23 protein-coding genes and 1 tRNA gene are annotated in these 23,332 nt (G+C 65.3%); 13 read left to right on the forward strand and 11 right to left on the reverse strand.

Annotation, left to right across the window (positions count from 1 at the left end; genetic code table 11):
- Positions 1-115: 115 nt before the first annotated feature.
- Together DIE06_RS22310 and DIE06_RS22315 are read right to left on the reverse strand one after the other, a co-directional pair.
- Positions 116-192: transfer RNA gene (locus tag DIE06_RS22310), tRNA-Pro, on the reverse strand.
- Between the two features lie 149 nt (positions 193-341).
- Complete coding sequence (locus DIE06_RS22315; RefSeq protein ID WP_124663205.1) at positions 342-1,337, reverse strand: polyprenyl synthetase family protein; 996 nt, start codon at positions 1,335-1,337, stop codon at positions 342-344.
- 210 nt (positions 1,338-1,547) lie between these two features.
- Here DIE06_RS22315 and rplU point away from each other — a divergent pair, with 210 nt between their 5' ends.
- The 4 genes from rplU to proB all read left to right on the forward strand — a co-directional run bounded on the left by rplU (position 1,548) and on the right by proB (position 4,640).
- Entirely contained in the window at positions 1,548-1,859 is a 312-nt protein-coding gene (gene rplU / locus DIE06_RS22320) for a 50S ribosomal protein L21 (RefSeq protein WP_004194344.1), read from the forward strand.
- Positions 1,860-1,883: 24 nt separating this feature from the next.
- Positions 1,884-2,147, forward strand: a complete 264-nt coding sequence (gene rpmA / locus DIE06_RS22325; RefSeq protein WP_006476999.1) for a 50S ribosomal protein L27 — start codon at positions 1,884-1,886, stop codon at positions 2,145-2,147.
- Positions 2,148-2,333: 186 nt separating this feature from the next.
- The gene (gene cgtA, locus DIE06_RS22330) at positions 2,334-3,446 is read left to right on the forward strand and encodes an Obg family GTPase CgtA (RefSeq protein ID WP_124663206.1); all 1,113 of its coding nucleotides are present in this window, start codon (positions 2,334-2,336) and stop codon (positions 3,444-3,446) included.
- A 75-nt stretch (positions 3,447-3,521) separates the two neighbouring features.
- Positions 3,522-4,640, forward strand: coding sequence for a glutamate 5-kinase (gene proB, locus DIE06_RS22335; protein WP_124663207.1), 1,119 nt, complete (start codon positions 3,522-3,524; stop codon positions 4,638-4,640).
- A 104-nt stretch (positions 4,641-4,744) separates the two neighbouring features.
- On the opposite strand, the gene DIE06_RS22340 is transcribed toward proB, so the two are convergent.
- Positions 4,745-5,353, reverse strand: a complete 609-nt coding sequence (locus tag DIE06_RS22340; RefSeq protein ID WP_124663208.1) for a CNP1-like family protein — start codon at positions 5,351-5,353, stop codon at positions 4,745-4,747.
- A gap of 13 nt (positions 5,354-5,366) precedes the next feature.
- Complete coding sequence (locus DIE06_RS22345) at positions 5,367-6,014, reverse strand: RNA pyrophosphohydrolase (protein ID WP_124663209.1); 648 nt, start codon at positions 6,012-6,014, stop codon at positions 5,367-5,369.
- Between the two features lie 218 nt (positions 6,015-6,232).
- Here DIE06_RS22345 and DIE06_RS22355 point away from each other — a divergent pair, with 218 nt between their 5' ends.
- Both DIE06_RS22355 and DIE06_RS22360 read left to right on the forward strand, forming a co-directional pair.
- Positions 6,233-7,969 carry a proline--tRNA ligase gene (locus tag DIE06_RS22355; protein WP_124663211.1) on the forward strand — a complete coding sequence of 579 codons (1,737 nt, stop codon included), beginning with the start codon at positions 6,233-6,235 and terminating at the stop codon, positions 7,967-7,969.
- A gap of 21 nt (positions 7,970-7,990) precedes the next feature.
- Positions 7,991-8,593: a MarC family protein gene (locus DIE06_RS22360; protein WP_012363042.1), complete on the forward strand. Its 603-nt coding sequence runs from the start codon at positions 7,991-7,993 to the stop codon at positions 8,591-8,593.
- A gap of 79 nt (positions 8,594-8,672) precedes the next feature.
- Here DIE06_RS22360 and DIE06_RS22365 read toward each other — a convergent pair whose 3' ends face one another.
- A complete protein-coding gene (locus tag DIE06_RS22365) occupies positions 8,673-9,224 on the reverse strand; it encodes a hypoxanthine-guanine phosphoribosyltransferase (protein WP_124663212.1) in 552 nt (183 codons plus the stop codon).
- A gap of 94 nt (positions 9,225-9,318) precedes the next feature.
- Positions 9,319-10,686, reverse strand: a complete 1,368-nt coding sequence (gene ffh, locus DIE06_RS22370) for a signal recognition particle protein (RefSeq protein WP_039317379.1) — start codon at positions 10,684-10,686, stop codon at positions 9,319-9,321.
- 89 nt (positions 10,687-10,775) lie between these two features.
- Between ffh and DIE06_RS22375 the strand changes: the two genes are divergently transcribed.
- The 7 genes from DIE06_RS22375 to DIE06_RS22415 all read left to right on the forward strand — a co-directional run bounded on the left by DIE06_RS22375 (position 10,776) and on the right by DIE06_RS22415 (position 18,735).
- Complete coding sequence (locus DIE06_RS22375; RefSeq protein WP_124663213.1) at positions 10,776-11,669, forward strand: inner membrane protein YpjD; 894 nt, start codon at positions 10,776-10,778, stop codon at positions 11,667-11,669.
- A gap of 13 nt (positions 11,670-11,682) precedes the next feature.
- Positions 11,683-11,997, forward strand: a complete 315-nt coding sequence (locus tag DIE06_RS22380; RefSeq protein WP_124663214.1) for a PP0621 family protein — start codon at positions 11,683-11,685, stop codon at positions 11,995-11,997.
- Positions 11,994-12,584, forward strand: coding sequence for a 1,6-anhydro-N-acetylmuramyl-L-alanine amidase AmpD (ampD, locus tag DIE06_RS22385; RefSeq protein ID WP_124663215.1), 591 nt, complete (start codon positions 11,994-11,996; stop codon positions 12,582-12,584). The genes DIE06_RS22380 and ampD overlap by 4 nt, the downstream gene beginning before the upstream one ends.
- A 451-nt stretch (positions 12,585-13,035) precedes the next feature.
- Positions 13,036-16,035, forward strand: coding sequence for a ribonucleoside-diphosphate reductase subunit alpha (locus DIE06_RS22395; protein ID WP_124663217.1), 3,000 nt, complete (start codon positions 13,036-13,038; stop codon positions 16,033-16,035).
- A gap of 363 nt (positions 16,036-16,398) precedes the next feature.
- On the forward strand, positions 16,399-17,610 hold the full coding sequence (locus tag DIE06_RS22405) for a ribonucleotide-diphosphate reductase subunit beta (protein ID WP_014898151.1): 1,212 nt from the start codon (positions 16,399-16,401) through the stop codon (positions 17,608-17,610).
- A gap of 83 nt (positions 17,611-17,693) precedes the next feature.
- Positions 17,694-18,020, forward strand: a complete 327-nt coding sequence (locus tag DIE06_RS22410) for a hypothetical protein (RefSeq protein ID WP_081472821.1) — start codon at positions 17,694-17,696, stop codon at positions 18,018-18,020.
- Positions 18,021-18,048: 28 nt separating this feature from the next.
- Positions 18,049-18,735 (forward strand): histone H1-like DNA-binding protein, encoded by a 687-nt coding sequence (locus DIE06_RS22415; protein ID WP_059608192.1) that lies wholly within the window; start codon positions 18,049-18,051, stop codon positions 18,733-18,735.
- Positions 18,736-18,951: 216 nt separating this feature from the next.
- On the opposite strand, the gene DIE06_RS22420 is transcribed toward DIE06_RS22415, so the two are convergent.
- The 5 genes from DIE06_RS22420 to prmA form a co-directional block, all read right to left on the reverse strand.
- Positions 18,952-19,425 (reverse strand): glycine zipper 2TM domain-containing protein, encoded by a 474-nt coding sequence (locus DIE06_RS22420; RefSeq protein WP_124663219.1) that lies wholly within the window; start codon positions 19,423-19,425, stop codon positions 18,952-18,954.
- Between the two features lie 19 nt (positions 19,426-19,444).
- Positions 19,445-20,383 carry a carbohydrate kinase family protein gene (locus DIE06_RS22425; protein ID WP_124663220.1) on the reverse strand — a complete coding sequence of 313 codons (939 nt, stop codon included), beginning with the start codon at positions 20,381-20,383 and terminating at the stop codon, positions 19,445-19,447.
- Positions 20,384-20,477: 94 nt separating this feature from the next.
- Positions 20,478-20,981 carry a thiol peroxidase gene (gene tpx, locus DIE06_RS22430; protein WP_124663221.1) on the reverse strand — a complete coding sequence of 168 codons (504 nt, stop codon included), beginning with the start codon at positions 20,979-20,981 and terminating at the stop codon, positions 20,478-20,480.
- A gap of 72 nt (positions 20,982-21,053) precedes the next feature.
- Entirely contained in the window at positions 21,054-22,382 is a 1,329-nt protein-coding gene (locus tag DIE06_RS22435) for a DUF3426 domain-containing protein (RefSeq protein WP_124663222.1), read from the reverse strand.
- A gap of 45 nt (positions 22,383-22,427) precedes the next feature.
- Positions 22,428-23,330 carry a 50S ribosomal protein L11 methyltransferase gene (gene prmA, locus DIE06_RS22440; protein WP_124663223.1) on the reverse strand — a complete coding sequence of 301 codons (903 nt, stop codon included), beginning with the start codon at positions 23,328-23,330 and terminating at the stop codon, positions 22,428-22,430.
- Positions 23,331-23,332 lie beyond the last annotated feature (2 nt).

Below are 23,332 nucleotides of genomic sequence, written 5' to 3' on the forward strand. Positions count from 1 at the left end.
GGAATATAGCAGAGGCCGGCGGCCGGGATGTGTCGCGCGCGGCACGCGGGCTCGCGCGATCGGGCAAAAGAAGGCAAAAAAAAACCGTGCACACGGTGCACGGTTTTTTCAAATCTGGTCGGGGTGAGAGGATTCGAACCTCCGGCCTCTACGTCCCGAACGTAGCGCTCTACCAGGCTAAGCTACACCCCGATTTCTTGCTCTTCCGACTTCGCCGTCTTGGTGAAGATCGCTGCGTCGTCACAAGCAAGAACGTAACTATAACGATGTTTTTTCGAAAAGGGAATACCTTGATGAAGAAATTTTTCGAGACAAGGTATCGCCTTTCGTTCGCGGCGCGTTTACGACTGCCGCGACGTCGAGTACGCGCACAACGCGAGCAGGCTTTCCTTGTAGATCGAATCCGGGAACGCGGTGATCGCGGCAGCAGCGGCCTGTGCTTCCTGACGTGCACATTCGAGCGTATGGTCGAGCGCGCCGGAACGCGTGATCGCGTCGAAGATCGTGTCGAAGCGATCGGTGCCGCCTTGCTCGATCGCCTCGCGTGCGAGCGCCGACTGTTCGGGCGTGCCGCGCTCGATCAGATAGATGAGCGGCAGCGTCGGCTTGCCTTCGCGCAGGTCGTCGCCGGCATTCTTGCCCATCGCTTCGGCCGTGCCCGCGTAGTCGAGCCAGTCGTCCATGATCTGGAACGCGGTGCCGATCCGGCGGCCGTATTCGGCCGCGGCCGCTTCGGTCGGCGCATCGGCGCCGGCGAGCACCGCACCGAGGCGGGCCGATGCCTCGAACAGCTTAGCCGTCTTGTAGCGAATCACCTGCATGTAGCGGGTCTCGTCGACGTCCGCGTCGTGCATGTTCAGAAGCTGCAGCACTTCGCCTTCGGAAATGATCGTCGTCGCTTCCGACAGGATTTCCATCACGCGCATCTTGCCGACGCCGACCATCATCTCGAACGAGCGCGAATAGAGGTAGTCGCCTACCAGCACGCTCGCCGCGTTGCCGAACAGCGCGTTGGCCGTCTGGCGACCACGCCGCAGTTCGGATTCGTCGACGACGTCGTCATGCAGCAGCGTGGCCGTGTGGATGAACTCGACGACGGCGGCCAGCACGTGCCGCTGATGCGACGTCTCGCCGAGCGCGCCGGCGACGAGCAGCAGCAGGGCCGGACGCAGCCGCTTGCCGCCCGCGCCGATGATGTACTCGGCGATCTGGTTGATCAGCAGCACGTCGGACGCGAGGCTTTGCCGGATAACGCGATTGACCTGCTCCATGTCGCTGGCGATCGGGGCGAGCATGTGGGCGGCGCTGAGGGTGGGGGAGGCGGTGGACGACGACATGATGATCGAAATGGGTGATGCCGCGGATTATAAGTCGAATCCGAGATATCCCGGTCTGTCGGACGTGCCCGCCCCGTGATTTTGGCCGTCCGGCCAGGGCTTGCGCGCGGCAATCGTGGATCGGCTTTGACTCGGGTGCTAACCTCATGTATAATCACGTGTTTTCCGCGCGTGGTGTGCGGAAAAATTGGATCCAGAGTGAGGTTCTCAATGTACGCGGTCATAAAAACCGGCGGCAAGCAGTACAAGGTTGCCGTTGGCGAAAAACTCAAAGTAGAACAGATACCGGCTGACATTGACGCTGAAATCACGCTCGACCAGGTTCTCGCAGTGGGCGAAGGCGAATCGATTCAGTTCGGTACGCCGCTGGTCAGTGGGGCTTCCGTCAAGGCCACCGTTGTGTCGCACGGTCGTCATGCCAAGGTCACCATCTTCAAGATGCGTCGCCGGAAGCACTACCAAAAGCATGGCGGCCACCGCCAGAACTACACTGAGCTGCGCATCGACGCGATCAACGCGTAAGCGCCTCGGTAAAGGAGCAATCAGATGGCACACAAAAAGGCAGGCGGCTCTTCCCGGAACGGCCGCGACTCCGAGTCGAAACGTCTCGGCGTGAAAGTGTACGGCGGCCAGGCGATCAACGCCGGCGGCATCATCGTGCGTCAGCGCGGTACGCGCATGCACGCTGGCGAGAACGTCGGCATGGGCAAGGATCACACCCTGTTCGCGCTGGTCGACGGTCACGTCAAGTTCGCGACCAAGGGCGCGGACAAGAAGCATCTGGTCATCGTCGTCCCGGCGGCTGCCTAATTCAGGCACCCACGGGCTTCGTAGCCGAAAGGCCCCGCAGTCTTCGCGGGGCCTTTTTTTATTTGGCCGCCGCGCGCATGTGCGCGCCGGCGGCTGTCGCAAAACGGCGGGCAATCGGCCGAACGGCAGATTGTTCAAGCGCGCCGGCGCGCGGCACAATAGCGGAAATACTGGTCGGAGTGACGAATGAAGTTCATTGACGAAGCACGAATCGAAGTCATCGCCGGCGACGGAGGCGATGGCAGCGCGTCGATGCGCCGCGAGAAATTCGTCCCGTTCGGCGGGCCGGACGGCGGCGACGGCGGCCGGGGCGGCAACGTCTACGCGATCGCCGACCGCAACATCAACACGCTGATCGACTACCGTTACGCGAAGAAGCACCTGGCGCGCAACGGCGAAAACGGTCGCGGCTCGGATTGCTACGGCAAGGGCGGTGACGACGTCACGCTGCGCATGCCGGTCGGCACGGTCGTGACCGACATGGACACGGGCGAACTGATCGCCGACCTGACCGAGCACGATCAGCAGGTGATGCTCGCGAAGGGCGGCGCGGGCGGTCTCGGCAACCTGCATTTCAAGTCGAGCACGAATCGCGCACCGCGCCAGAAAACCGACGGCAAGCCGGGCGAGCGACGCATGCTGCGGCTCGAACTGAAGGTGCTTGCCGATGTCGGGCTGCTCGGCATGCCGAACGCCGGCAAGTCGACCTTCATCTCGTCGGTGTCGAACGCGAAGCCGAAGATCGCCGATTATCCGTTCACGACGCTCGCGCCGAACCTCGGCGTCGTGCGGGTCGGCCCGAGCAAGAGTTTCGTGATCGCCGATATTCCGGGGCTGATCGAGGGCGCCGCCGAAGGCGCGGGCCTCGGCCACCAGTTCCTGCGACACCTGCAGCGCACCGGCGTGCTGCTGCATCTCGTCGATTTGGCCCCGTTCGACGAAAGCGTCGATCCGGTCGCGGAAGCGACCGCGATCGTCGGCGAACTGCGCAAGTACGACGAGGCGCTTTACGAGAAGCCGCGCTGGCTCGTCCTCAACAAGCTCGACATGGTGCCGGAAGACGAGCGCGAGGCGCGCGTCGCCGATTTCCTCGACCGTTTCGGCTGGGACGGCCCGGTGTTCGAGATTTCGGCGCTCACGGGCCAGGGCTGCGAAGCGCTGTGCTACGCGATCTACGATTACCTCGCCCAGCATTCGGACGCGCATCGCGCGGCGGAAGAGGAAGATCTGGCCGCGGACGTGCGGTTCCGCGATGCGCCGCCTGCCGATGGCGGTGCGACGCCGGGCGGCGACGCCTGAGCGGGCCCGAAGCGCACCGGGCGTCGCGTCCGGTGCCGGAATTCAATCGCGATCAGATACAGGAGACAACGCACGATGCGTTCGATCATCGCGGATTCGAAGCGATTGGTGGTGAAGGTGGGCTCCAGCCTCGTGACCAACGACGGCAAGGGGCTCGATCATACGGCGATCGGCCGCTGGGCGGCCCAGATCGCCGCGCTGCGCGCGCAGGGCAAGGAAGTGGTGCTCGTCAGTTCGGGCGCGATTGCGGAAGGGATGCAGCGGCTCGGTTGGAGCAAGCGTCCGCGCGAGATCGACGAACTGCAGGCCGCCGCCGCGGTCGGCCAGATGGGGCTCGCGCAAGTCTATGAAAGCCGCTTTACCGAGCACGATATCCGCACCGCGCAGATTCTGCTGACGCACGCCGATCTGGCCGATCGCGAACGCTACCTGAATGCGCGCTCGACGCTGCTCACCCTGCTGCGGCTCGGCGTCGTGCCGATCATCAACGAGAACGATACGGTCGTCACCGACGAAATCAAGTTCGGCGACAACGACACGCTCGGCGCGCTCGTCGCGAACCTGATCGAAGGCGATGCGCTGATCATCCTGACCGACCAGTCGGGGCTGTTCACCGCCGATCCGCGCAAGGATCCGAACGCGACGCTGGTCGCGGAAGCCAGTGCGGGCGCGCCGGAACTCGAGGCGATGGCGGGCGGCGCAGGCTCGAGCCTCGGTCGCGGCGGGATGCTGACGAAGATCCTCGCGGCGAAGCGCGCGGCACACAGTGGCGCGAACACCGTGATCGCGAGTGGACGCGAAGCCGACGTGCTGGTGCGGCTGGCAGCGGGCGAGGCGATCGGCACGCAACTGATCGCACGCACCGCGCGGATGGCCGCACGCAAGCAATGGATGGCCGATCACCTGCAGGTACGCGGGCACGTCGTGATCGATGCGGGCGCGGTCGAAAAGCTGACGGCCGGCGGCAAGAGCCTGCTGCCGATTGGCGTGATCGGCGTGCAGGGCGCGTTCGCACGCGGCGAAGTGATCGCGTGCGTCGGCCCCGACGGGCGTGAAGTGGCGCGCGGCCTCACGAACTACAGCAGTGCGGAAACGAAGCTGATTCACCGCAAGCCGAGCGGCGAGATCGAGACGGTACTCGGCTACATGCTGGAGCCGGAGCTGATTCACCGCGATAACCTCGTGCTCGTGTAGCCGGTCGGCCAGACGTCGCGAGACAACGAAAAAGCCCGCATTACGCGGGCTTTTTCATTGCGACGGGTGGGGCAGGGCCGGACAGGCAGCCTGCGCAAACGCCGTCAGCGCAGCTGGCTCATCGCGGTGCGATGGAACCGGATGTTCTCGAGAATCTGCTGGGTCGTGCCCTGCGGCATCTTGTTCGAGCAGAAGTAGTCCTGATACAGCGCCGAGTGGTACGCATTCAGCTCGCCGTTCTCGATGCGACGCCAGTCGTTCTCGACCGTGCGGTCCCAGCCGTCGTGATCCGAATTCAGGCCTGCATACTGACGCCATTCGTAGGTGTCGCAGCGGATGCCTTCATAGTTCACGTTGCGCGCGCCGGCCGGGCTCGTGATGACGACTGCATAGCGCACGACGCCGTCGGTGCCGACCGCGAGCGACTTCGCATCGACGGAGAACTTGAGCGGCGTGTTCTGCGACACGTTGAACGGCAGCAGGTCGCCCGCTTGCGGCAGCGGCGGCAGCGTGTCGACCGGGTTTTCCTTCCAGTTGCCCTGGCGGTCCAGCAGGTACACGAACTCGCTGTCATCCTTGTTGGTCGGCGTCTTCGAATTCGCGCAACCGGCCAGCGTGGCCGCCGCGACAATCGATGCGAGCGCGAGAGCAATCGCTTTCAATATGCATTCCTCGTAAAAAAAGGGCGCGACACCAAGGTCGCGCCCGGTCATGCAGTCCGACTCGTCATTTGCCGACGATCACGTGGGGTGGCAACTCGTCGAGCGTACTCGCCTCCACTTCGATCTCCGAACAGACTACCGATGCGTCGACAATCGTCAGCGTCTGCTGGACCTGCGCGCCGATGACGCGCGGATAGCGCGACGGACGCGGCCCACGCGGCTTTTCGGCTCGCTGCGCCGGGCGGCGCAGGAAGCGCGACAGTTCCGTCAGCGCCAACTGATAGACATCCCGCTTGAACTCGATCACCGCATCGAGCGGCACCCAATACTCGTTCCAGCGCCACGCATCGAACTCCGGGTGATCGGTCGCGCGCAAGCAAATGTCGCAATCGCGTCCGACCATCCGCAGCAGGAACCAGATCTGCTTCTGGCCGCGGTAATGACCGCGTACTTCGCGTTTGATGAACTTGTCAGGCACCTCGTAACGCAACCAGTCGCGAGTGCGGCCGATTATCTTGACGTGTTCCGGGTGCAGGCCCGTCTCCTCGTGCAGTTCCCGGTACATCGCCTGCATGGGGGTCTCGCCGTACTTGATCCCACCTTGAGGAAACTGCCAGGAATGCTCGCGGAGCCGCTTGCCCCAAAACACCTCGTTGCGCGCGTTCAAGAGGATGATGCCGACGTTCGGGCGAAAGCCTTCACGATCCAGCATACAACCACCTTCGAATCCTTTAAAATTGCTTTGATTATAAACAGATAACGGGCGCTGCGCACCGTGACGGAGCGAATCCGCGCGGGGTGCACCAGCTGAATTGTCCCTGATTTGTCTGCTAAGTCATCTGCGCCATCGTCGTTCGTCGCGCGCAGCTTTTTCACCTTGAAACTTTTTCGGGCGCCCCGCCTGGGGGCGCCGTATTTGGAACCGTCCGCATGAAAGCTTCCCGTTTCTTTATCGGCACCCTCAAAGAGGCACCGGCCGACGCAGAGATCGTCAGCCACAAGCTGATGGTGCGCGCCGGCATGATCCGTCGCGTCGCCGGCGGCATCTACAACTACCTGCCGGTCGGGCTGCGTTCGATTCGCAAGGTCGAGGCGATCGTGCGCGAGGAAATGAACCGGGCAGGCGCCATCGAGCTGCTGATGCCGGCCGTGCAACCGGCCGAGCTGTGGCAGGAATCGGGCCGCTGGGAACAGTATGGCCCGGAGCTGCTGCGCTTCAAGGACCGCAAGGACAACGACTTCGTGATCGGGCCGACGCACGAGGAAGTCGTCACCGACATCGCCCGCAACCAGATCAAGAGCTATCGGCAGATGCCGGTGAACTTCTACCAGATCCAGACGAAGTTCCGCGACGAGATCCGTCCGCGCTTCGGCGTGATGCGTGGCCGCGAATTCATCATGAAGGACGCGTATTCGTTCGACAAGGACGCGGCGGGCCTGAACGAGTCGTATCGCAAGATGTATGACGCATACGTGCGCATCTTCACGCGCCTCGGCCTCGAGTTCCGTGCGGTCGCGGCCGACAGCGGCTCGATCGGCGGCAACTTCTCGCACGAGTTCCACGTGATCGCCGATACCGGCGAGGACGCGATCGCCTACTGCCCGACGTCCGATTTCGCGGCGAACATCGAAGCGGCCGAAGCGCTGCCGCTGACGTCGAAGCGCGCGGCGCCGGCCGAAGCGATGGAGAAGGTGGCGACGCCCGGCAAGGCGAAGTGCGAAGCCGTCGCCGAACTGCTGGCGATCCCGCTCGAGCGCACGATCAAGTCGATCGTGCTCGCGACCGACAACGAAGGCGCCGAGCCAACCATCTGGCTCGTGATGCTGCGCGGCGACCACGACCTGAACGAGATCAAGGTGTCGAAACTGCCGGGCCTGAAGAACCACCGCTTCGCGACCGAGCAGGAAATCGTTGAGTGGTTCGGCACGCCGCCGGGCTATCTCGGCCCGGTCGGCACGAAGAAGCCGGTGAAAGTGATCGCCGACCGCACGGTCGCGAACATGAGCGACTTCGTCGTCGGCGCGAACGAGGTCGACTATCACATCGCGGGCGTGAACTGGGGCCGTGACCTGCCGGAGCCGGAAGTTGCCGACGTGCGCAACGTGAAGAAGGGCGATCCGTCGCCGGACGGCAAGGGTGAGATCGACATCTGCCGCGGCATCGAAGTCGGCCACGTGTTCCAGCTCGGCACCAAGTACTCGGAAGCGATGGGCGCGACGTTCCTCGACGAGTCGGGCAAGCCGCAGCCGATGCTGATGGGCTGCTACGGCGTTGGTGTCACGCGCATTCTCGGCGCGGCGATCGAGCAGAACTTCGACGACCGCGGCATCATCTGGCCCGAGTCGATCGCGCCGTTCGAGGTCGTGCTGTGCCCGATGGGCTATGACCGCAGCGAGATGGTCCGCGAGGCCGCCGACAAGCTGTACGCGGAACTGGCCGCGGCCGGCATCGACGTGATCCTCGACGATCGCGGCGAGCGCCCGGGCGTGATGTTCGCCGACTGGGAGCTGATCGGCGTGCCGCATCGCCTGGTGATCGGCGAGCGCGGCCTTAAGGAAGGCAAGATCGAGTACCAGGGCCGCCGCGACGCCGAGGCGACGCTGCTGCCGGCCGACGCGGCCGCGGCGACGGTGACGGAGAAGATCCGCGCCGCGCTCGCGCACTAAGCGCTTCGACCGGAGGACACGGTGGAATACACCTTCCTGTCGGCCACCGTGCTCCTCGTGCTGATCACGGATCCGCTCGGCAACATCCCGCTGTTCATCACGGCGATGCGGGACGTGCCGCGCGAGAGGCGCGTGAAGCTGATCCTGCGTGAAGTGGGGATCGCGTTCGTGATCCTGCTGTTCTTCATGGTGGTCGGCGACCGCTTCCTGCGGATGATGAGCCTCACCGACCTGTCGCTGCGGCTCGGCGGCGGGATCGTGCTGTTCCTGATCGCGCTGCGGATGATCTTCCCGCATCCGGACGGGGCGCTCGGCAGCGATCCTCGCGCCGGGGGCGAGCCGTTCATCGTGCCGCTCGCGATTCCCGCGCTCGCCGGGCCGTCCGCGCTTGCGACGGTGATGCTGCTGACGTCGCAGGCGCCGGGCAAGATGTTCGAGTGGGTCGGCGCGCTGACGGTCACGATGATCGTCTGCGCGATCACGCTGGTGCTGGCCGAACGGATCCAGCAGTGGCTCGGCGAGCGTACCGTAGCCGCGTTCGAGCGGCTGATGGGCCTCGTGCTGGTCGCGATCTCGGTCGAGATGTTGCTGGCCGGCATTCGGGCGTTCGTGCACCAGTTGTAGCGCGGGCGGCGCGGCCGACGAAAAAAAGCGGCGCTCCGGGAAACCGGAGCGCCGCTTTTCCTTATGGCGGGCAGGACAGTCAGACGTTCGTGGTCAGCGCGCGGATCGTCGGCAGGTTGCGCCAGTAGCCCTTTGCATCCATCCCGCAGCCGAACACGTAGCGGTCCGGCACCGAGAAGCCGCAGAAGTCGGGATGCAGCGGTTTCGCCTTCGTGAGCGTCTTCTCGCACAGCACGGCGGACATGAAGCGCTTCGCACCCATGTCGAGAATGCGGTCGCGGATCGCGGCCATCGTCTCGCCTTCGTCGAGGATGTCGTCGAGCACGAGCACGATCCTGTCCTTCACCGATTCGCGCGGCGCGACGCGCCAGTGCATCTCCGGGCTGCCCTGCGTCGTGTTGCGGTAGCGGGTCAGGTGGATGTAGTCGAATTCCAGCGGGAAATCGAGATGCGGCAGCAGCATCCCGGTAAACACCGCGGCGCCGCCCATCACCGAGAGAACGAGCGGGAACGCATCGCCGATCTCGGCGCGGATCGCGTCGGCCATCCGGGCGATCGATGCGTTGACGGCATCGGCCGAGACGATCTCTTCGGAGTGGTCGAAAATGTGGAGGGCTTCTTCGCGGTTCATGTGTTCTGGCGGGCAGTCGGTATACAAATAAGAATGAAGCAGAACGGCCGGCGCGCGCTACGGCAAAAACCCGCGCGCCGGCCGACGGGCGGAATCAGCGCATGCCGGGCATCATGCCCTTCAGGCCGCGCATCATCTTCTGCATGTTGCCGCCCTTCAGCTTCTTCATCATCGTACGCATCTGGTCGTACTGGTTCAGCATCCGGTTGACTTCCTGCACCGGCACGCCCGCGCCGGCTGCAATGCGGCGCTTGCGCGTTGCCTTGATGATTTCGGGTTTGGCGCGCTCGGCGGGCGTCATCGAGCTGATGATCCCTTCCATCCGGCGGATCGACTTCTCGGCCTGGCCCATGTCGGCGCCGGCCGCGGCCTGCTGGAATTGCGCGGGCAGCTTGTCCATCAGCGACGACAGGCCGCCCATGTTCTTCATCTGCGAGATCTGCGCGCGGAAATCGTTCAGGTCGAAGTCGCCGCCTTTCTTGACCTTGTCGGCGAGCTTCTGCGCGGCCTGCACGTCGACGCCGCGCTGGGCTTCCTCGACGAGCGCGAGGATGTCGCCCATGCCGAGGATCCGGTTCGCCATCCGATCCGGGTGGAACACCTCGAGGCCGTCGAGCTTTTCGGCGACGCCGACGAACTTGATCGGCTTGCCCGTGATGTGGCGCACCGACAGCGCGGCACCGCCGCGCGAATCGCCGTCGAGCTTGGTCAGCACGACGCCGGTGAGCGGCAGCGTGTCGTTGAACGCCTTCGCGGTGTTGACCGCGTCCTGGCCGAGCATCGCGTCGACGACGAACAGCGTCTCGGCCGGCTTCAGCGTGCCGTGCAGCGCGGCGATTTCCTGCATCATCGCCTCGTCGATGCCGAGGCGGCCGGCCGTGTCGACGATCAGCACGTCATGGTAGTGGCGCTTCGCCCAGTCGACTGCCGCGAGCGCGATGTCGACCGGCTTCTGGTCGGGAGTCGACGGGAAGAAATCGGCGCCGACCTGTTCGCTCACCGTTTTCAGCTGCATGATGGCGGCCGGGCGATACACGTCGCACGACACCGTCAGCACCTTCTTCTTGTACTTCTCGCGCAGCAGCTTCGCGAGCTTGCCGGCGGTCGTGGTCTTGCCGGCGCCCTGCAGGCCGGCCATCAGGATCACGGCGGGCGGCGTGACCGCGAGGTTCAGCTCGGCGGCCTTGCCTTCGTAGTCGCCGCCGATCACGGCGGTCAGTTCCTTCTGGACCACGCCGACCAGCGCCTGACCCGGCGACAGGCTGCTGATCACTTCCTCGCCGAGCGCCTTTTCCTTGACCTTGGCGATGAATTCGCGGACGACGGGCAGCGCGACGTCGGCCTCCAGCAGCGCGAGACGCACCTCGCGGAGCATCTCCTGGGTGTTCGCCTCGGTGAGCCGGGCCTCGCCGCGCAGCGTCTTGACGACGCGCGCCATCCGTTGAGTGAGATTGTCGAGCATGGGGAGCGATGGACAGTGGGGCCCGAAGGCGCAACGGAACCGAACAAAGGGAGCCGTCGCGGGAAGGGGGCCTAGTGTAAACTTCGAACATGGATATTGTACTGTATGCCCTCACCGCATTCCTGTACGGCGGCCTCGCCGTCGCAGGCTGGCGCACGCACCGTCAGGGCGCGGCGCCGCTCGTCGCGAGCGTGCCGGCCGTGCCGGTTCCGGCGTCCGCCGCGTCGGGGATGAGCGGAGCCGGCCGCGCGCTGCTGTTCGCGGCGCTCGTCGCGCACGGCGTGTTGTTGCACATGACGATTTTTCCGCACGACGCGATGATCTTCGGTTTCGCGTTCGCGCTGTCCGCGATGTTCTGGCTCGGCGCCGGCATCTACTGGATCGAGAGCTTCTTCTTCCCGCTCGACAGCCTGCGCCTGCTCGTGTTGCCGCTCGCGTGCGGCGCGTCGCTTCTGCCGCTCGTGTTCGGCGGCGTGCGGGTGCTGCCTTATGCCGCGGCGCCGCTGTTCAAGATGCACTTCCTGATCGCGAACATCGCATACGGCCTCTTCGCGATCGCCGCGCTGCACGCGGTCCTGATGCTGATGGTCGAGCGGCGCCTGCAGTCGCTGAGGAGCGGCGGACGCGACGGCTCGACCGGCTGGATCGCGAGCTGGCTCGAAACGCTGCCGCCGCTGCTCACGCTCGAGAAGCTGCTGTTCCGCCTGATCGGCGCGGGCTTCGTGCTGCTGACGCTGACGCTCGCGTCGGGGATCCTGTTCAGCGAGCAGGTCGATGCACGCGCGCTGCGGCTCGATCACAAGACCGTGTTCGCGGTACTGTCGTGGCTGATGTTCGGCGGCCTGCTGGTCGCTCACAAGACGTCGGGCTGGCGCGGGCGCGGCGCCGCGCGCTGGATGCTCGTGTCGTTTGCCGCGCTGCTGCTCGCGTATGTCGGCAGCCGGTTCGTTTTCGAGGTGCTGCTGCACCGCTCCGTGGTTTGAACGCAGGTTTCCGATGCGACAGATTCTTCTCCTGATTCTTCTCTTCTTCGCCGGTTCATGGCTCACGCGCAAGCTGCGCCAGGCCCAGGAGCACGCGCAGGCGCGCACCGGCCGCGGTGGCGGCTACGACGACGCGCCCGGTCGCGGCGCCGGGATGGCACGCCCGAACGACGACGCGCGCTCGCTGCCCGAACCGATGGTGCGCTGTGCCGAATGCGGCGTGCATGCGCCGAAGGGCGATGCCGTCGCCGCGGGCGGCGAATACTTCTGCAGCACCGAGCACGCGCAGCGCTACGGCGCACGCGCGAGCGGCCACGACGCCCGATGAGCGACGCAGCACTGCTGTCGGTCGACGCACATGGCTGGGTGCGCGAAGCGCGCCACGCGCCGTCGCCGAATTTCGAGGCGCGGCCCACGGGCGCGGTGCCGACGCTCGTCATCGTCCACAACATCAGCCTGCCGCCCGGTGAGTTCGGCGGCGATGCAATCGAGGCGCTGTTCCTGAATTGTCTCGATTGCGATGCGCACCCCTATTACCAGAGCCACCTGCGCGACGTGCGCGTGTCCGCGCACTTCCTGATCCGTCGCGACGGCGAGCTCGTGCAGTTCGTGTCGTGCGACGAGCGCGCATGGCACGCGGGCGCGTCCGAGTTCTTCGGCCGGCCGCGTTGCAACGACTTCTCGATCGGCATCGAGCTCGAAGGCGCGGACGACGTGCCGTTCGACGCGGCGCAGTACGCGACGCTCGGCGTGCTCGCACGCACGCTCGCCGCGCGCTACCCGATCGATGCGGTGGCCGGCCATTCCGATGTTGCGCCGGGCCGCAAAACCGACCCCGGTCCGCATTTCGATTGGCAACGCTTCGCAGGCGATGCCGGCTTTTCCGCCGAATACTTTCCTTTCCGTCAGCACTGAGCGCAGGGTTTTTTGACCGGGGAAAGTTTTTTCTCCGACCAATGCCTTGTCGTGTCTGCGCGCGAGCGATGTCAAGACCTCCGTCGCAAATTATCCGTTTTGACCTCGTCCGAATGTCCACTATACTTGGTGCCAGTTGAGCGGTTCCGTACTAGATATAGTGTGTGTCGCAGGGGAAACCCGAGCGGCACCGGCCGGCGGGCCATGCCGGCGGACAGCGTTCTCAGGGCGACGCGCCAGGCCGGGCGGTCCGGGCGTCGCGATCAAGCGCAGCGAACTTCGACGGGGTAGGTACACATGACGAAGCACACGACCGGATCGGTTGTCGCGCATCGACCCAACCGGCTTCCCCGACGCATCGCTCGCCTCTTACCGCTCGCGCACCCCATTGCGCAGCGTTCGTTTTAATCCGCGGTTCTCTCCGCACCATCCAACACCAGGAGCTTTGCACATGCAAACCACCGACAACGCGACGTCCCAGTACGAGAGCGCCTCGAGCCGTCCGCTCGGCGGGACCGAACAGGGCGCGCAGGCGCTCGCGCCGCAGGCCACGTTCGCCGACTACAAGGTGATCCGCCGCAACGGCAGCGTGGTGTCGTTCGAGCCTTCGAAGATCGCGATTGCGGTGACCAAGGCTTTCCTGGCCGTCAACGGCGGGCAGGGCGCGGCATCGGCGCGCGTACGCGAACTCGTCGAGCAGCTGACGCACAACGTCGTGCGCGCGCTCGTGCGCAGCCGTCCGAACGGCGGTACGTTCCATATCGAAGACATTCAGGACCAGGTCGAACTCGCGCTGATGCGCGGCGGCGAGCACAACGTCGCGCGTGCGTACGTGCTGTATCGCGAGAAGCGTCACCTCGAGCGCCAGCATGCGGGCGAGGAAGCAGCGGCAGCGGGCGCCGAGGCGAGCACGGGCATCAACGTCGTCGACAACGGCGTCACGCGTCCGCTCGACCTGAACGCGCTGCGCGCACTGATCGTGTCGGCATGCGACGGCCTCGGCGCCGCGGTTAACCCTGACCCGATCGTCGCGGAAACGGTGAAGAACCTGTACGACGGCGTGCCGATGAGCCAGGTCTACGACTCGGCGATCCTGGCTGCGCGCACGATGATCGAGAAGGATCCGGCGTACAGCCAGGTCACGGCCCGCATCCTGCTGCACACGATCCGTCGCGAGATCCTCGGTGAGGAAGTGGTCCAGGCCGAGATGTCGGCCCGCTACGCGGAATACTTCCCGCAGTTCCTGAAGCGCGGCGTCGACGCCGGCCTGCTCGACGACAAGCTGCTGCAGTTCGACCTGAAGCGTCTCGGCGACGCGCTCGACGCGAACCGCGACCTGCAGTTCGGCTACCTCGGCCTGCAGACGCTGTACGACCGCTACTTCCTGCACGTCGACGGCTCGCGCATCGAAATGCCGCAGGCATTCTTCATGCGCGTCGCGATGGGCCTGTCGCTGAACGAGATCGACCGCGAAACGCGCGCGATCGAGTTCTACAACGTGCTGTCGAGCTTCGACTTCATGAGCTCGACGCCGACGCTGTTCAACTCGGGCACGCACCGTTCGCAGCTGTCCTCGTGCTACCTGACGACGGTCGCGGACGACCTCGACGGCATCTATGAAGCGCTGAAGGAAAACGCGCTGCTGTCGAAGTTCGCCGGCGGTCTCGGCAACGACTGGACCCGCGTGCGCGCACTCGGCTCGCATATCAAGGGCACGAACGGCAAGTCGCAAGGCGTGGTCCCGTTCCTGAAGGTCGTCAACGACACGGCCGTCGCGGTGAACCAGGGCGGCAAGCGCAAGGGTGCGGTGTGCGCGTACCTGGAATCGTGGCACCTCGACATCGAGGAATTCCTCGAGCTGCGCAAGAACACCGGCGACGATCGCCGCCGTACGCACGACATGAACACGGCGAACTGGATCCCCGACCTGTTCATGAAGCGCGTGATGGAAGGCGCCGACTGGACGCTGTTCTCGCCGTCGACCTGCCCGGACCTGCACGACAAGTTCGGCGCGGAGTTCGAGGCGGCTTACACGGCTTACGAAGACAAGGTCGCGCGCGGCGAGATCAAGCTGTTCAAGAAGATCCCGGCGCAGCAGCTCTGGCGCAAGATGCTCGGCATGCTGTTCGAAACGGGCCACCCGTGGATCACGTTCAAGGATCCGTGCAACGTGCGCTCGCCGCAGCAGCACGTCGGCGTCGTCCACTCGTCGAACCTGTGCACGGAAATCACACTGAACACGAGCGACACCGAAATCGCGGTGTGCAACCTGGGCTCGGTGAACCTCGTCGCCCACCTGGTGAAGCAGGCCGACGGCAGCTACGCGCTCGACCACGACAAGCTGAAGCGCACGATCAGCGTCGCGATGCGCATGCTCGACAACGTGATCGACATCAACTACTACGCGGTGCCGAAGGCGCGTAACTCGAACCTGAAGCACCGTCCGGTCGGCATGGGTATCATGGGCTTCCAGGACTGCCTGCACCTGCTGCGCACGCCGTACGCGTCGGAAGCGGCGGTCGAGTTCGCCGATCGTTCGATGGAAGCGGTCTGCTACTACGCGTACTACGCGTCGACCGAGCTGGCCGAGGAACGCGGCCGCTACTCGAGCTACCGCGGCTCGCTGTGGGATCGCGGCATCCTCCCGCAGGACACGCTGAAGCTGCTGACGGAAGCGCGCGGCGGCTACGTCGAGGTCGACACGTCCGAGTCGCTCGACTGGACGACGCTGCGTTCGCGGATCGCCGCGCACGGCATGCGCAACTCGAACTGCGTCGCGATCGCGCCGACGGCGACGATCTCGAACATCATCGGCGTGTCGGCGTGCATCGAGCCGACCTTCCAGAACCTGTACGTGAAGTCGAACCTGTCGGGCGAATTCACGGTGGTCAACGAGTACCTCGTTCGCGACCTGAAGGAACGCGGCCTGTGGGACGAAGTGATGGTCGCCGACCTGAAGTACTTCGACGGGATGCTGTCGCGCATCGACCGCATCCCGGCCGACCTGCGCGCGATCTACGCGACCGCGTTCGAAGTCGACCCGACGTGGCTGGTCGAAGCAGCATCGCGTCGCCAGAAGTGGATCGACCAGGCGCAGTCGCTGAACATCTACATGGGCGGCGCGTCGGGCAAGAAGCTCGACGAGGTCTACAAGCTCGCATGGCTGCGCGGTCTGAAGACGACCTACTACCTCCGCACGATGGCGGCGACGCACGTCGAGAAGTCGACGGTCGCACACGGCGCGCTGAACGCAGTGCCGACGAGCGGTGCGGGCGGCTCGAGCAGCGGCGGCGCGCAAGGCGCGGCAGGCGGCTTCGGTGCGGCAGGCGGCGATGCAGCGTCGGGTGCGGTCAATGCGGCGCCGGCGCTGGCGCCGGTCGAGGCAGATGGTCCGGTGTGCACGATGCGTCCGGGCGATCCGGGCTTCGACGAGTGCGAAGCCTGCCAGTAACGCGGCGCGCATGACCTGAAGAAGGTTCGGGCGGCGCGCACGACAACCGATCGAGGTTGAAGTGTGCGCCGCTCTCTACTAAAAAAATGATAAGGAATCTGTAACGCGGCATTCGCGTTGCAGGCAGTGACCAGCGATCGAAACATCCCCGACGACGTCGCGTTTCGATCAGCGTTCGATGCGTCGAGCGCACCTCGCGATACAAGCGCGACACGCGTCGCGCGCTGCATGAACGACGATGCGTTGCTCAAAGTGTTGTATCGAGGTCGCAACGCGAATCGAAAAAAGGATTTTTCGTGAGCGAACCCTTTTATCGCTCAGGAAAAGATGGTACAAACCGTTCTAAATTGATGGTGAGAATTTATGCTCAACTGGGATGACGAGAAGACTGCCGTAACCCCCGCGAGCGGAGCGCAGCAAAACGCGATGCGCACCTCCGCAGGGATGGCTGTCGGAATGCAGGCTGCAACGCCTGCCGCCCATCAGGTCCGCGACATTTTCGAAGGCGATCTTGCGGTGCCGCCGCAAGCATCGGCTGTTCCCGCTGGCGGTTCGGAAGCCCGGGTCAATGTCGCCGACAAGCGCATCATCAACGGCCAGACTGACGTCAATCAGCTGGTGCCGTTCAAGTACAAGTGGGCGTGGGAAAAGTATCTGGCGGGTTGCGCGAACCACTGGATGCCGCAGGAAATCAACATGTCCCGCGACATCGCACTGTGGAAGGACCCGAACGGTCTGACCGAGGACGAGCGCCGCATCGTCAAGCGCAACCTCGGCTTCTTCGTGACGGCCGATTCGCTCGCCGCGAACAACATCGTGCTCGGCACGTACCGCCACATCACGGCGCCCGAGTGCCGGCAGTTCCTGCTGCGCCAGGCGTTCGAAGAGGCGATCCACACGCACGCGTATCAATACATTGTCGAATCGCTCGGTCTCGACGAAGGCGAGATCTTCAACGCGTACCACGAGGTCACGTCGATCCGCGCGAAGGACGAATTCCTGATCCCGTTCATCCACACGCTGACGGACCCGGCCTTCAAGACCGGCACGCTCGAAGCGGATCAGAAGCTGCTGAAGTCGCTGATCGTGTTCGCCTGCATCATGGAAGGCCTGTTCTTCTATGTTGGCTTCACGCAGATTCTCGCACTCGGCCGCCAGAACAAGATGACGGGTGCTGCAGAGCAATATCAGTACATCCTGCGCGACGAGTCGATGCACTGCAATTTCGGCATCGACCTGATCAACCAGATCAAGCTCGAGAACCCGCATCTCTGGACCGCGGAATTCCGCGCCGAGATCCGCGAGCTGTTCAAGCAGGCTGTCGAACTCGAATACCGCTACGCCGAGGACACGATGCCGCGCGGCGTGCTGGGTCTGAACGCGTCGATGTTCAAGAGCTATCTGCGCTTCATCAGCAACCGCCGTTGCCAGCAGATCGGCCTCGATCCGCTGTACCCGAACGAGGAAAACCCGTTCCCGTGGATGAGCGAGATGATCGACCTGAAGAAGGAACGCAACTTCTTCGAGACGCGAGTGATCGAGTATCAGACGGGCGGCGCGCTGTCCTGGGAATAACCCGCAGCAGCGAACCCGTCACATGATGTGAGCAGCCGGTGGCCTCTCGGCCCCGGCCCAAGGTTTAGGAGCAAGAACGCCTGATGCAAAGCATGCCTGGTGCCTTAACGGCCCAACGACATGATCGGCACTTTGCGAACCCTTCAGTGGGATGGGCAAACTTCCCTCCGGAAAAAGCGGACGGCCGTGTGGCGGTCCGCTTGATCAAGCGATTAGGGGTGGCGGCGCGAGGCGCGCCGGCTACCGACTTGATTTGGCGCGCGAGGCCATGGGGTCACGCGCGCCATACCGTATTCATTAGCGTAAGCGCGCGGTATCCGCGTACGCCGATGAATAGCCCGCTTCGAAGCGCACGTCCTGAACAGCGTCCGCGGGAAGCGGGTTTTGACGAAGGGTGTAGTTTGAACTGACTCTCATCTGAACCTGAAGGAGAACAACATGGCTACTGCCAAGAAGAAACCGGCCGCTAAGAAGGTTGCTGCCAAGAAGACCGTTGCGAAGAAGGCTGCTGCTCCGGCGAAGAAGGCCGCTGCAGTGAAGAAGGTTGCTGCGAAGAAGGTCGCGGTGAAGAAGGTTGCCGCGAAGAAGGCAGCACCGGCGAAGAAGGCCGCTGCGAAGAAGGTCGCGGCAAAGAAGGTCGCAACGAAGAAGGTTGCAGCCAAGAAGGTTGCTGCGAAGAAGGTCGCGGTGAAGAAGGTCGCCGCGAAGAAGGCGGCACCGGCGAAGAAGGCCGCTGCGAAGAAGGTTGCAGCCAAGAAAGTCGCAGTGAAGAAGGTTGCTGCGAAGAAGGCAGCACCGGCGAAGAAGGCTGCTGCGAAGAAGGCCGCGCCTGCGAAGAAGGCTGCCGCGAAGAAGGCTGCGCCTGCGAAGAAGGCTGCCGCGAAGAAGGCTGCGCCTGCCAAGAAGGCTGCTCCTGCGAAGAAGGCTGCTGCTGCACCGAAGGCTGCCGCTGCACCGAAGGCCGCCGCACCGGCGAAGAAGGCTGCTGCTCCGAAGAAGGCCGTCGTGAAGAAGGCTGCACCGGCAACGACCGCGTCGACCGCATCGGTCGCGCCGGCATCGGGCGTGAAGACCGCGCTCAACCCGGCAGCGGCATGGCCGTTCCCGACCGGCAGCCGTCCGTAATCGCGGCTGACCCGTACCACCCGGACACTCACGTGGTGTCCGCGGGTTGAGTAGCGCTACTCAATCAATCCCGCCATCTGGCTCAGGTGGCGGGATTTTTTTTGTCCGTATTCATCGATGCGCCGACTGGTTGCCGGTCACGGGCGAAAAAAAACGCATGTGCAGCTTCGCACATGCGTTCGACCGCGGCTTGCGCCGCGTGCTGAGGATGCTCGGTTAGTGCGTGACGCGCGTGACGCCACCGCTCGACAGCAGCCGCACACGTTCGCCGGCGCGGAACATTTCGCCGCTCGCCGCCTGCGTGATCGAGCGCAGGTCGCCGTTGTCGAGGCGCACGGTGATTTCGACACCGTTCGCCGTGCTGAGGTTTTCGCCGACCGCGTTGCCCGCGACCGCGCCGACGAGACCGCCCGCGATGGCCGTCAGGATCGACCCTTTGCCGCCGCCGATCGCGCTGCCCGCAACTGCGCCGAGCGCACCGCCGCCGAGCGTGCCGATCGCGCTGCCGCCACCGTCGGACTGGATGCGCACGGCACGGACGCTTTCGACCGTGCCCATGCGGACGGTTTGTTCGCGCTGCGCCTGGCCGACGCTATAGACATCTGCCGAGCCCGGCGCCGTGAAGCAGCCGGCGAGCGTCAGCGTGGCCGTCAGCATGGCCGCGAGCGCGAGGGTTTTCCTGGTCAACATCTTTGTTCTCCCACAATATTCATTTGAGACTGTAACCGAAGACAGCCTCGAAGCGCGCGTCGATTTCGGCGCGCGTCAGTGCGTAAGTCTGGGGCCCCTGGTGGGCGATCTTGATCGAGCCCATGAGGCTCGCGAGGCGGCCCGTGGTTGCCCAGTCGAGGCCATTCTCGATGCCGTACAGCAGGCCGCCCCGGAAGGCATCGCCGCAGCCGGTCGGATCGACGACACGCTCGGCTTGCACGACCGGAATCTGTTCTTCGCCGTTTTTGTGAACAATGGTGGAGCCGCGCTCGCCGCGCGTGATGATCAACGCCTGAACCCGGCTGGCGATTTCCTGTTCGGACCAGCCCGTCTTGTCGCTGACGAGCTTGCCCTCGTAGTCGTTGACCGCGACGAAGGTCGCGAGTTCAATGATGCGGCGCAGCGTCGCACCGTCGAACAGCGGCAGGCCTTGGCCCGGATCGAAGATGAACGGGATGCCGGCCTTCGCGAACTGCTCGGCGTGCTGGACCATCCCGTCGAAGCCGTCCGGCGCGACGATGCCGAGCTTCACGCCCGCCACTTCGTCCGCGCGGTTCAGGTGCGACTGCATCATCGCGCCCGGGTGGAATGCGGTGATCTGGTTGTTCTCAAGATCGGTCGTGATCATCGCCTGCGCGGTGTGCGTTTCGGGCACCACGCGCACGCTGGCCTTGGACAGGCCGAGGCTGTCGAGACGCTCGAGATAGCGATCGGCATCGTTCGCGCCGACCGTCGCCATGATGCGCGCGTCGCCGCCGAGCATGTGCAGCGCGTAGGCGATGTTCCCCGCGCAACCGCCGAATTCGCGACGCATCGTCGGCACGAGGAAGCTCACGTTCAGAAGGTGAACCTGGTCGGGCAGGATGTGCTCGCGAAACCGGCCTTCGAAGGTCATGATGTTGTCGTAGGCGAGCGAGCCGCAAATCAGCGTAGTCAAGGCGTGCGTTCCTGTAGAGAGCAAAAGGAGGCGACCGCCCGGCCGGCGCGCGGAGGCCGTCGGGCCCCGCGCGGCAGGGTCGGGCGGCTGCGGGTTACTTCAGTGCGGCGAGCGCTGCGTCGTAGTTCGGCTCGTCCTTGATCTCGCCGACGAGTTCCGCGTGGATCACCTTGTCCTGCGCGTCGAGCACGACGACCGCGCGGGCCGTCAGGCCGTTCAGCGGGCCGCTCGTCACGTCGACGCCATACGCGTTCGCGAACGCGCGGCCGCCGCGGAACGTCGAAGCCGTCACGACGTTCGCGAGGCCTTCGGTCGTGCAGAAGCGCGTGGCGGCGAACGGCAGGTCGCCGGACACGACGACCACGACCGTGTTGTCGAGCGACGACGCGGCTTCGTTGAACTTGCGGGTCGACGTCGCGCAGGTCGGCGTGTCGAGGCTCGGGACGATGTTCAGCACCTTGCGCTTGCCGGCGAAGCTGGCAAGCGACAGATCGGCGAGGTCCTTGCCGACCAGCTTGAAGTCGGGGGCTTGCGAGCCGACGGCCGGGAACGTGCCGGCGAGATCGATCGGGTTGCCACCCAGCGTAACTTTGCTCATGTTCGTGCTCCGAAATAGCGCGCCGCTCCGGCGCGCGGGTTGAGACGGCGCGCATGTGCGCGCCGCGGGGCGTCACGGATAGAAGATCTGGACGCGGAAATTCGAGGCGGGCGCGCCGTTCGTGTCGAGACGGACGACCATCGTCTGCGTCGTGCCCGGCGGCAGCCCGGCATAAATCGGCGTGCCCGGGCGCACGTACTCGCGCGGCGCGAGCACGCGGCGCACGGTTACGTGATTCGTGTCGTCGAGCAGCGTCAGCTCGAGCGACGGATAGGCGAGCGCGACGCGGTAGCGGTTCGTCAGCGGCACCTTCAGCTCCAGCACGCGCGGGCCGTCGAGCTGGCGCAGGTCGGCCGCGTCGAGCCGCAGGCCGTCGATCGCGCGCGGCGGCGTGACCGTGCAGCCGAGCGGTGCGCACGCCTGCCGGAACCAGCCCTGCGTGACCGGCCAGTAGATCATCACGCTTTCGCGCTGCCACCACGCGAGTTGCGCGACGAGCAGCACCGCGAGCGCGGCGGCGACGAGTCCGCCGAAAAAGCCGCCGAGCATCCCGCGTTGCTGCGGCGCGCGCGTTTCGCGCGTGACGGCGAAGTGCGGGCGGTCGTCGTCGGTCAGTGCGGCGGGGAAGGGGACGGCCGGTTGGACGGCCGGTTGAGCGGCCGGCTCGCTGGCGGCCGCAGCCGGTGCGGGGGCGCGCTCGTCGGCGTCGGCATCGGGTTCAGGGACGGCTTGCGCCGGCGTGAACGCGAAGCGCGGTTCGCGCGGTGCGCGTTCGTCGTCGGGTACGGCGAAGTGCGCGTGGGCGACGGGTTCGTCCGTGTCGGCGGCCGACGGCGGGTGCGCGACGAAGCGCGGTTCGCGCGGGTCGGGTTCGGCGGGCGGCGTGGCCCGCGACGTGCCCGATGCGCCGGATTCGTGCAGCGTCGCATCCGGTCCGGCCGGTTGCGACGCGACAGCGTGCAGCTCGGGCGGGGCCGATGCGATCGGCGCGGGCGTGCCGGACAGGTGAACGACGCCGGCGTCCGTGGCCGGCAGCGCGAGCGGCACCAGCGGCTCGGCGCGTACGGTCTGCACGTTGTGCTGCAGGGACGGGTCGACGCCGGCATCGAGCCACGGCGCCCACATGTCCCAGCCTTCCGGCTTGTAATCGGAACCGGATGCCGGTTCGACCGGTGCGTCGATGGTGAAGAGCCGCGCGGGCGCGGCGTCGTGTGGCGGGGCGGTGCCGGCCGGCTCGGCAGGCACCGCTTCGGTCAGCATCGGCTCGGGAACGAGCGACTGCGAGGCGTTGAAGACCTGCTGGCAGTGTCCGCAACGCACGAGCCCGTCATGCAGCGAGAGCTGTTCCTGCTGCAGCCGGAAGACGGTTTCGCAATGAGGGCAGCGCGTCGCAAGAAGCATGTCGAGCCGGGCGGCCTGCTGGCCAGAGTGAAGGACAGCGCTATTCTAATGGCTTTCCCGCCGGGTTCCGGCGAGGCATACCCAACCTTCGTGTTCGCGCCAGACCGAGATGTCGACGTAGCGCGCGTAGACGGCCGCGACTTCGTCCGCCTGGCGCGCGAGCACACCCGACAACGCGATGCGCCCGCCCGGTTTCACCTTCGATGCGAGCATCGACGCCATCAGCTTCAGCGGGTTCGACAGGATGTTGGCGACGACGATGTCGAATTCACCGGCCGGGCACGCGTCGGGCAGCCCATACGTGACTTCCGCATGGTTGCGTTCGCTGTTCTGCCGCGCCGATTCGACCGCCTGCGGATCGATGTCGATGCCGACCACGGGGTTCGCCCCGCATTTCTGCGCGAGGATCGCGAGAATGCCCGAGCCGCAGCCGTAGTCGAGTACCGACTGGCCGGGCTTCACCGACTGTTCGAGCCACTCCATGCACAGGCGCGTGGTCGGGTGGCTGCCGGTGCCGAACGCGAGACCGGGGTCGAGTTCGAGGATCAGCGCGTCGGGGTCGGGCGCGTCGTGCCACGACGGCACGACCCAGATGCGTTCGCCGATCGGAATCGGCTCGAATTGCGACTGCGTGAGCCGTACCCAGTCCTGCTCCTCGACTTCGCGCACGTCGAACTTCGGCGTCTCGGCGACACCGATCTCGTTCGCGGCCGCCGCAAGCAGCACGGCCGGCTCGTGATCGGGCGACAGCAGCGCAATCACGCGCGAGTGCTGCCACGCGGTGCGTTCGGGAACGAGGCCCGGCTCGCCGAAGAGCGGCTGTTCGTCGGGCGTGTCGGCGTCGGCGTCCTCGACGGACACCGACAGCGCGCCGAGATCGAGCAGCGCGTCGGACAACGCTTCCGCATGCTCACGGGCCAGTTCGACGACGAGTTCGCGATAGCTCATGC

Origin of the sequence: Burkholderia sp. Bp8998 (assembly GCF_003854235.1) — a bacterium.
In the GTDB taxonomy this organism is placed as follows: Bacteria; Pseudomonadota; Gammaproteobacteria; order Burkholderiales; family Burkholderiaceae; genus Burkholderia.

Bases quoted from the DNA above. Each gene is read 5' to 3' on its own strand.
- DIE06_RS22315 (WP_124663205.1), bottom strand. From the start codon at position 1,337: ATGTCGTCGTCCACCGCCTCCCCCACCCTCAGCGCCGCCCACATGCTC.
- rplU (WP_004194344.1), top strand. From the start codon at position 1,548: ATGTACGCGGTCATAAAAACCGGCGGCAAGCAGTACAAGGTTGCCGTT.
- rpmA (WP_006476999.1), top strand. From the start codon at position 1,884: ATGGCACACAAAAAGGCAGGCGGCTCTTCCCGGAACGGCCGCGACTCC.
- cgtA (WP_124663206.1), top strand. From the start codon at position 2,334: ATGAAGTTCATTGACGAAGCACGAATCGAAGTCATCGCCGGCGACGGA.
- proB (WP_124663207.1), top strand. From the start codon at position 3,522: ATGCGTTCGATCATCGCGGATTCGAAGCGATTGGTGGTGAAGGTGGGC.
- DIE06_RS22340 (WP_124663208.1), bottom strand. From the start codon at position 5,353: ATGACCGGGCGCGACCTTGGTGTCGCGCCCTTTTTTTACGAGGAATGC.
- DIE06_RS22345 (WP_124663209.1), bottom strand. From the start codon at position 6,014: ATGCTGGATCGTGAAGGCTTTCGCCCGAACGTCGGCATCATCCTCTTG.
- DIE06_RS22355 (WP_124663211.1), top strand. From the start codon at position 6,233: ATGAAAGCTTCCCGTTTCTTTATCGGCACCCTCAAAGAGGCACCGGCC.
- DIE06_RS22365 (WP_124663212.1), bottom strand. From the start codon at position 9,224: ATGAACCGCGAAGAAGCCCTCCACATTTTCGACCACTCCGAAGAGATC.
- ffh (WP_039317379.1), bottom strand. From the start codon at position 10,686: ATGCTCGACAATCTCACTCAACGGATGGCGCGCGTCGTCAAGACGCTG.
- DIE06_RS22375 (WP_124663213.1), top strand. From the start codon at position 10,776: ATGGATATTGTACTGTATGCCCTCACCGCATTCCTGTACGGCGGCCTC.
- DIE06_RS22380 (WP_124663214.1), top strand. From the start codon at position 11,683: ATGCGACAGATTCTTCTCCTGATTCTTCTCTTCTTCGCCGGTTCATGG.
- ampD (WP_124663215.1), top strand. From the start codon at position 11,994: ATGAGCGACGCAGCACTGCTGTCGGTCGACGCACATGGCTGGGTGCGC.
- DIE06_RS22395 (WP_124663217.1), top strand. From the start codon at position 13,036: ATGCAAACCACCGACAACGCGACGTCCCAGTACGAGAGCGCCTCGAGC.
- DIE06_RS22405 (WP_014898151.1), top strand. From the start codon at position 16,399: ATGCTCAACTGGGATGACGAGAAGACTGCCGTAACCCCCGCGAGCGGA.
- DIE06_RS22410 (WP_081472821.1), top strand. From the start codon at position 17,694: ATGCAAAGCATGCCTGGTGCCTTAACGGCCCAACGACATGATCGGCAC.
- DIE06_RS22415 (WP_059608192.1), top strand. From the start codon at position 18,049: ATGGCTACTGCCAAGAAGAAACCGGCCGCTAAGAAGGTTGCTGCCAAG.
- DIE06_RS22420 (WP_124663219.1), bottom strand. From the start codon at position 19,425: ATGTTGACCAGGAAAACCCTCGCGCTCGCGGCCATGCTGACGGCCACG.
- tpx (WP_124663221.1), bottom strand. From the start codon at position 20,981: ATGAGCAAAGTTACGCTGGGTGGCAACCCGATCGATCTCGCCGGCACG.
- DIE06_RS22435 (WP_124663222.1), bottom strand. From the start codon at position 22,382: ATGCTTCTTGCGACGCGCTGCCCTCATTGCGAAACCGTCTTCCGGCTG.
- prmA (WP_124663223.1), bottom strand. From the start codon at position 23,330: ATGAGCTATCGCGAACTCGTCGTCGAACTGGCCCGTGAGCATGCGGAA.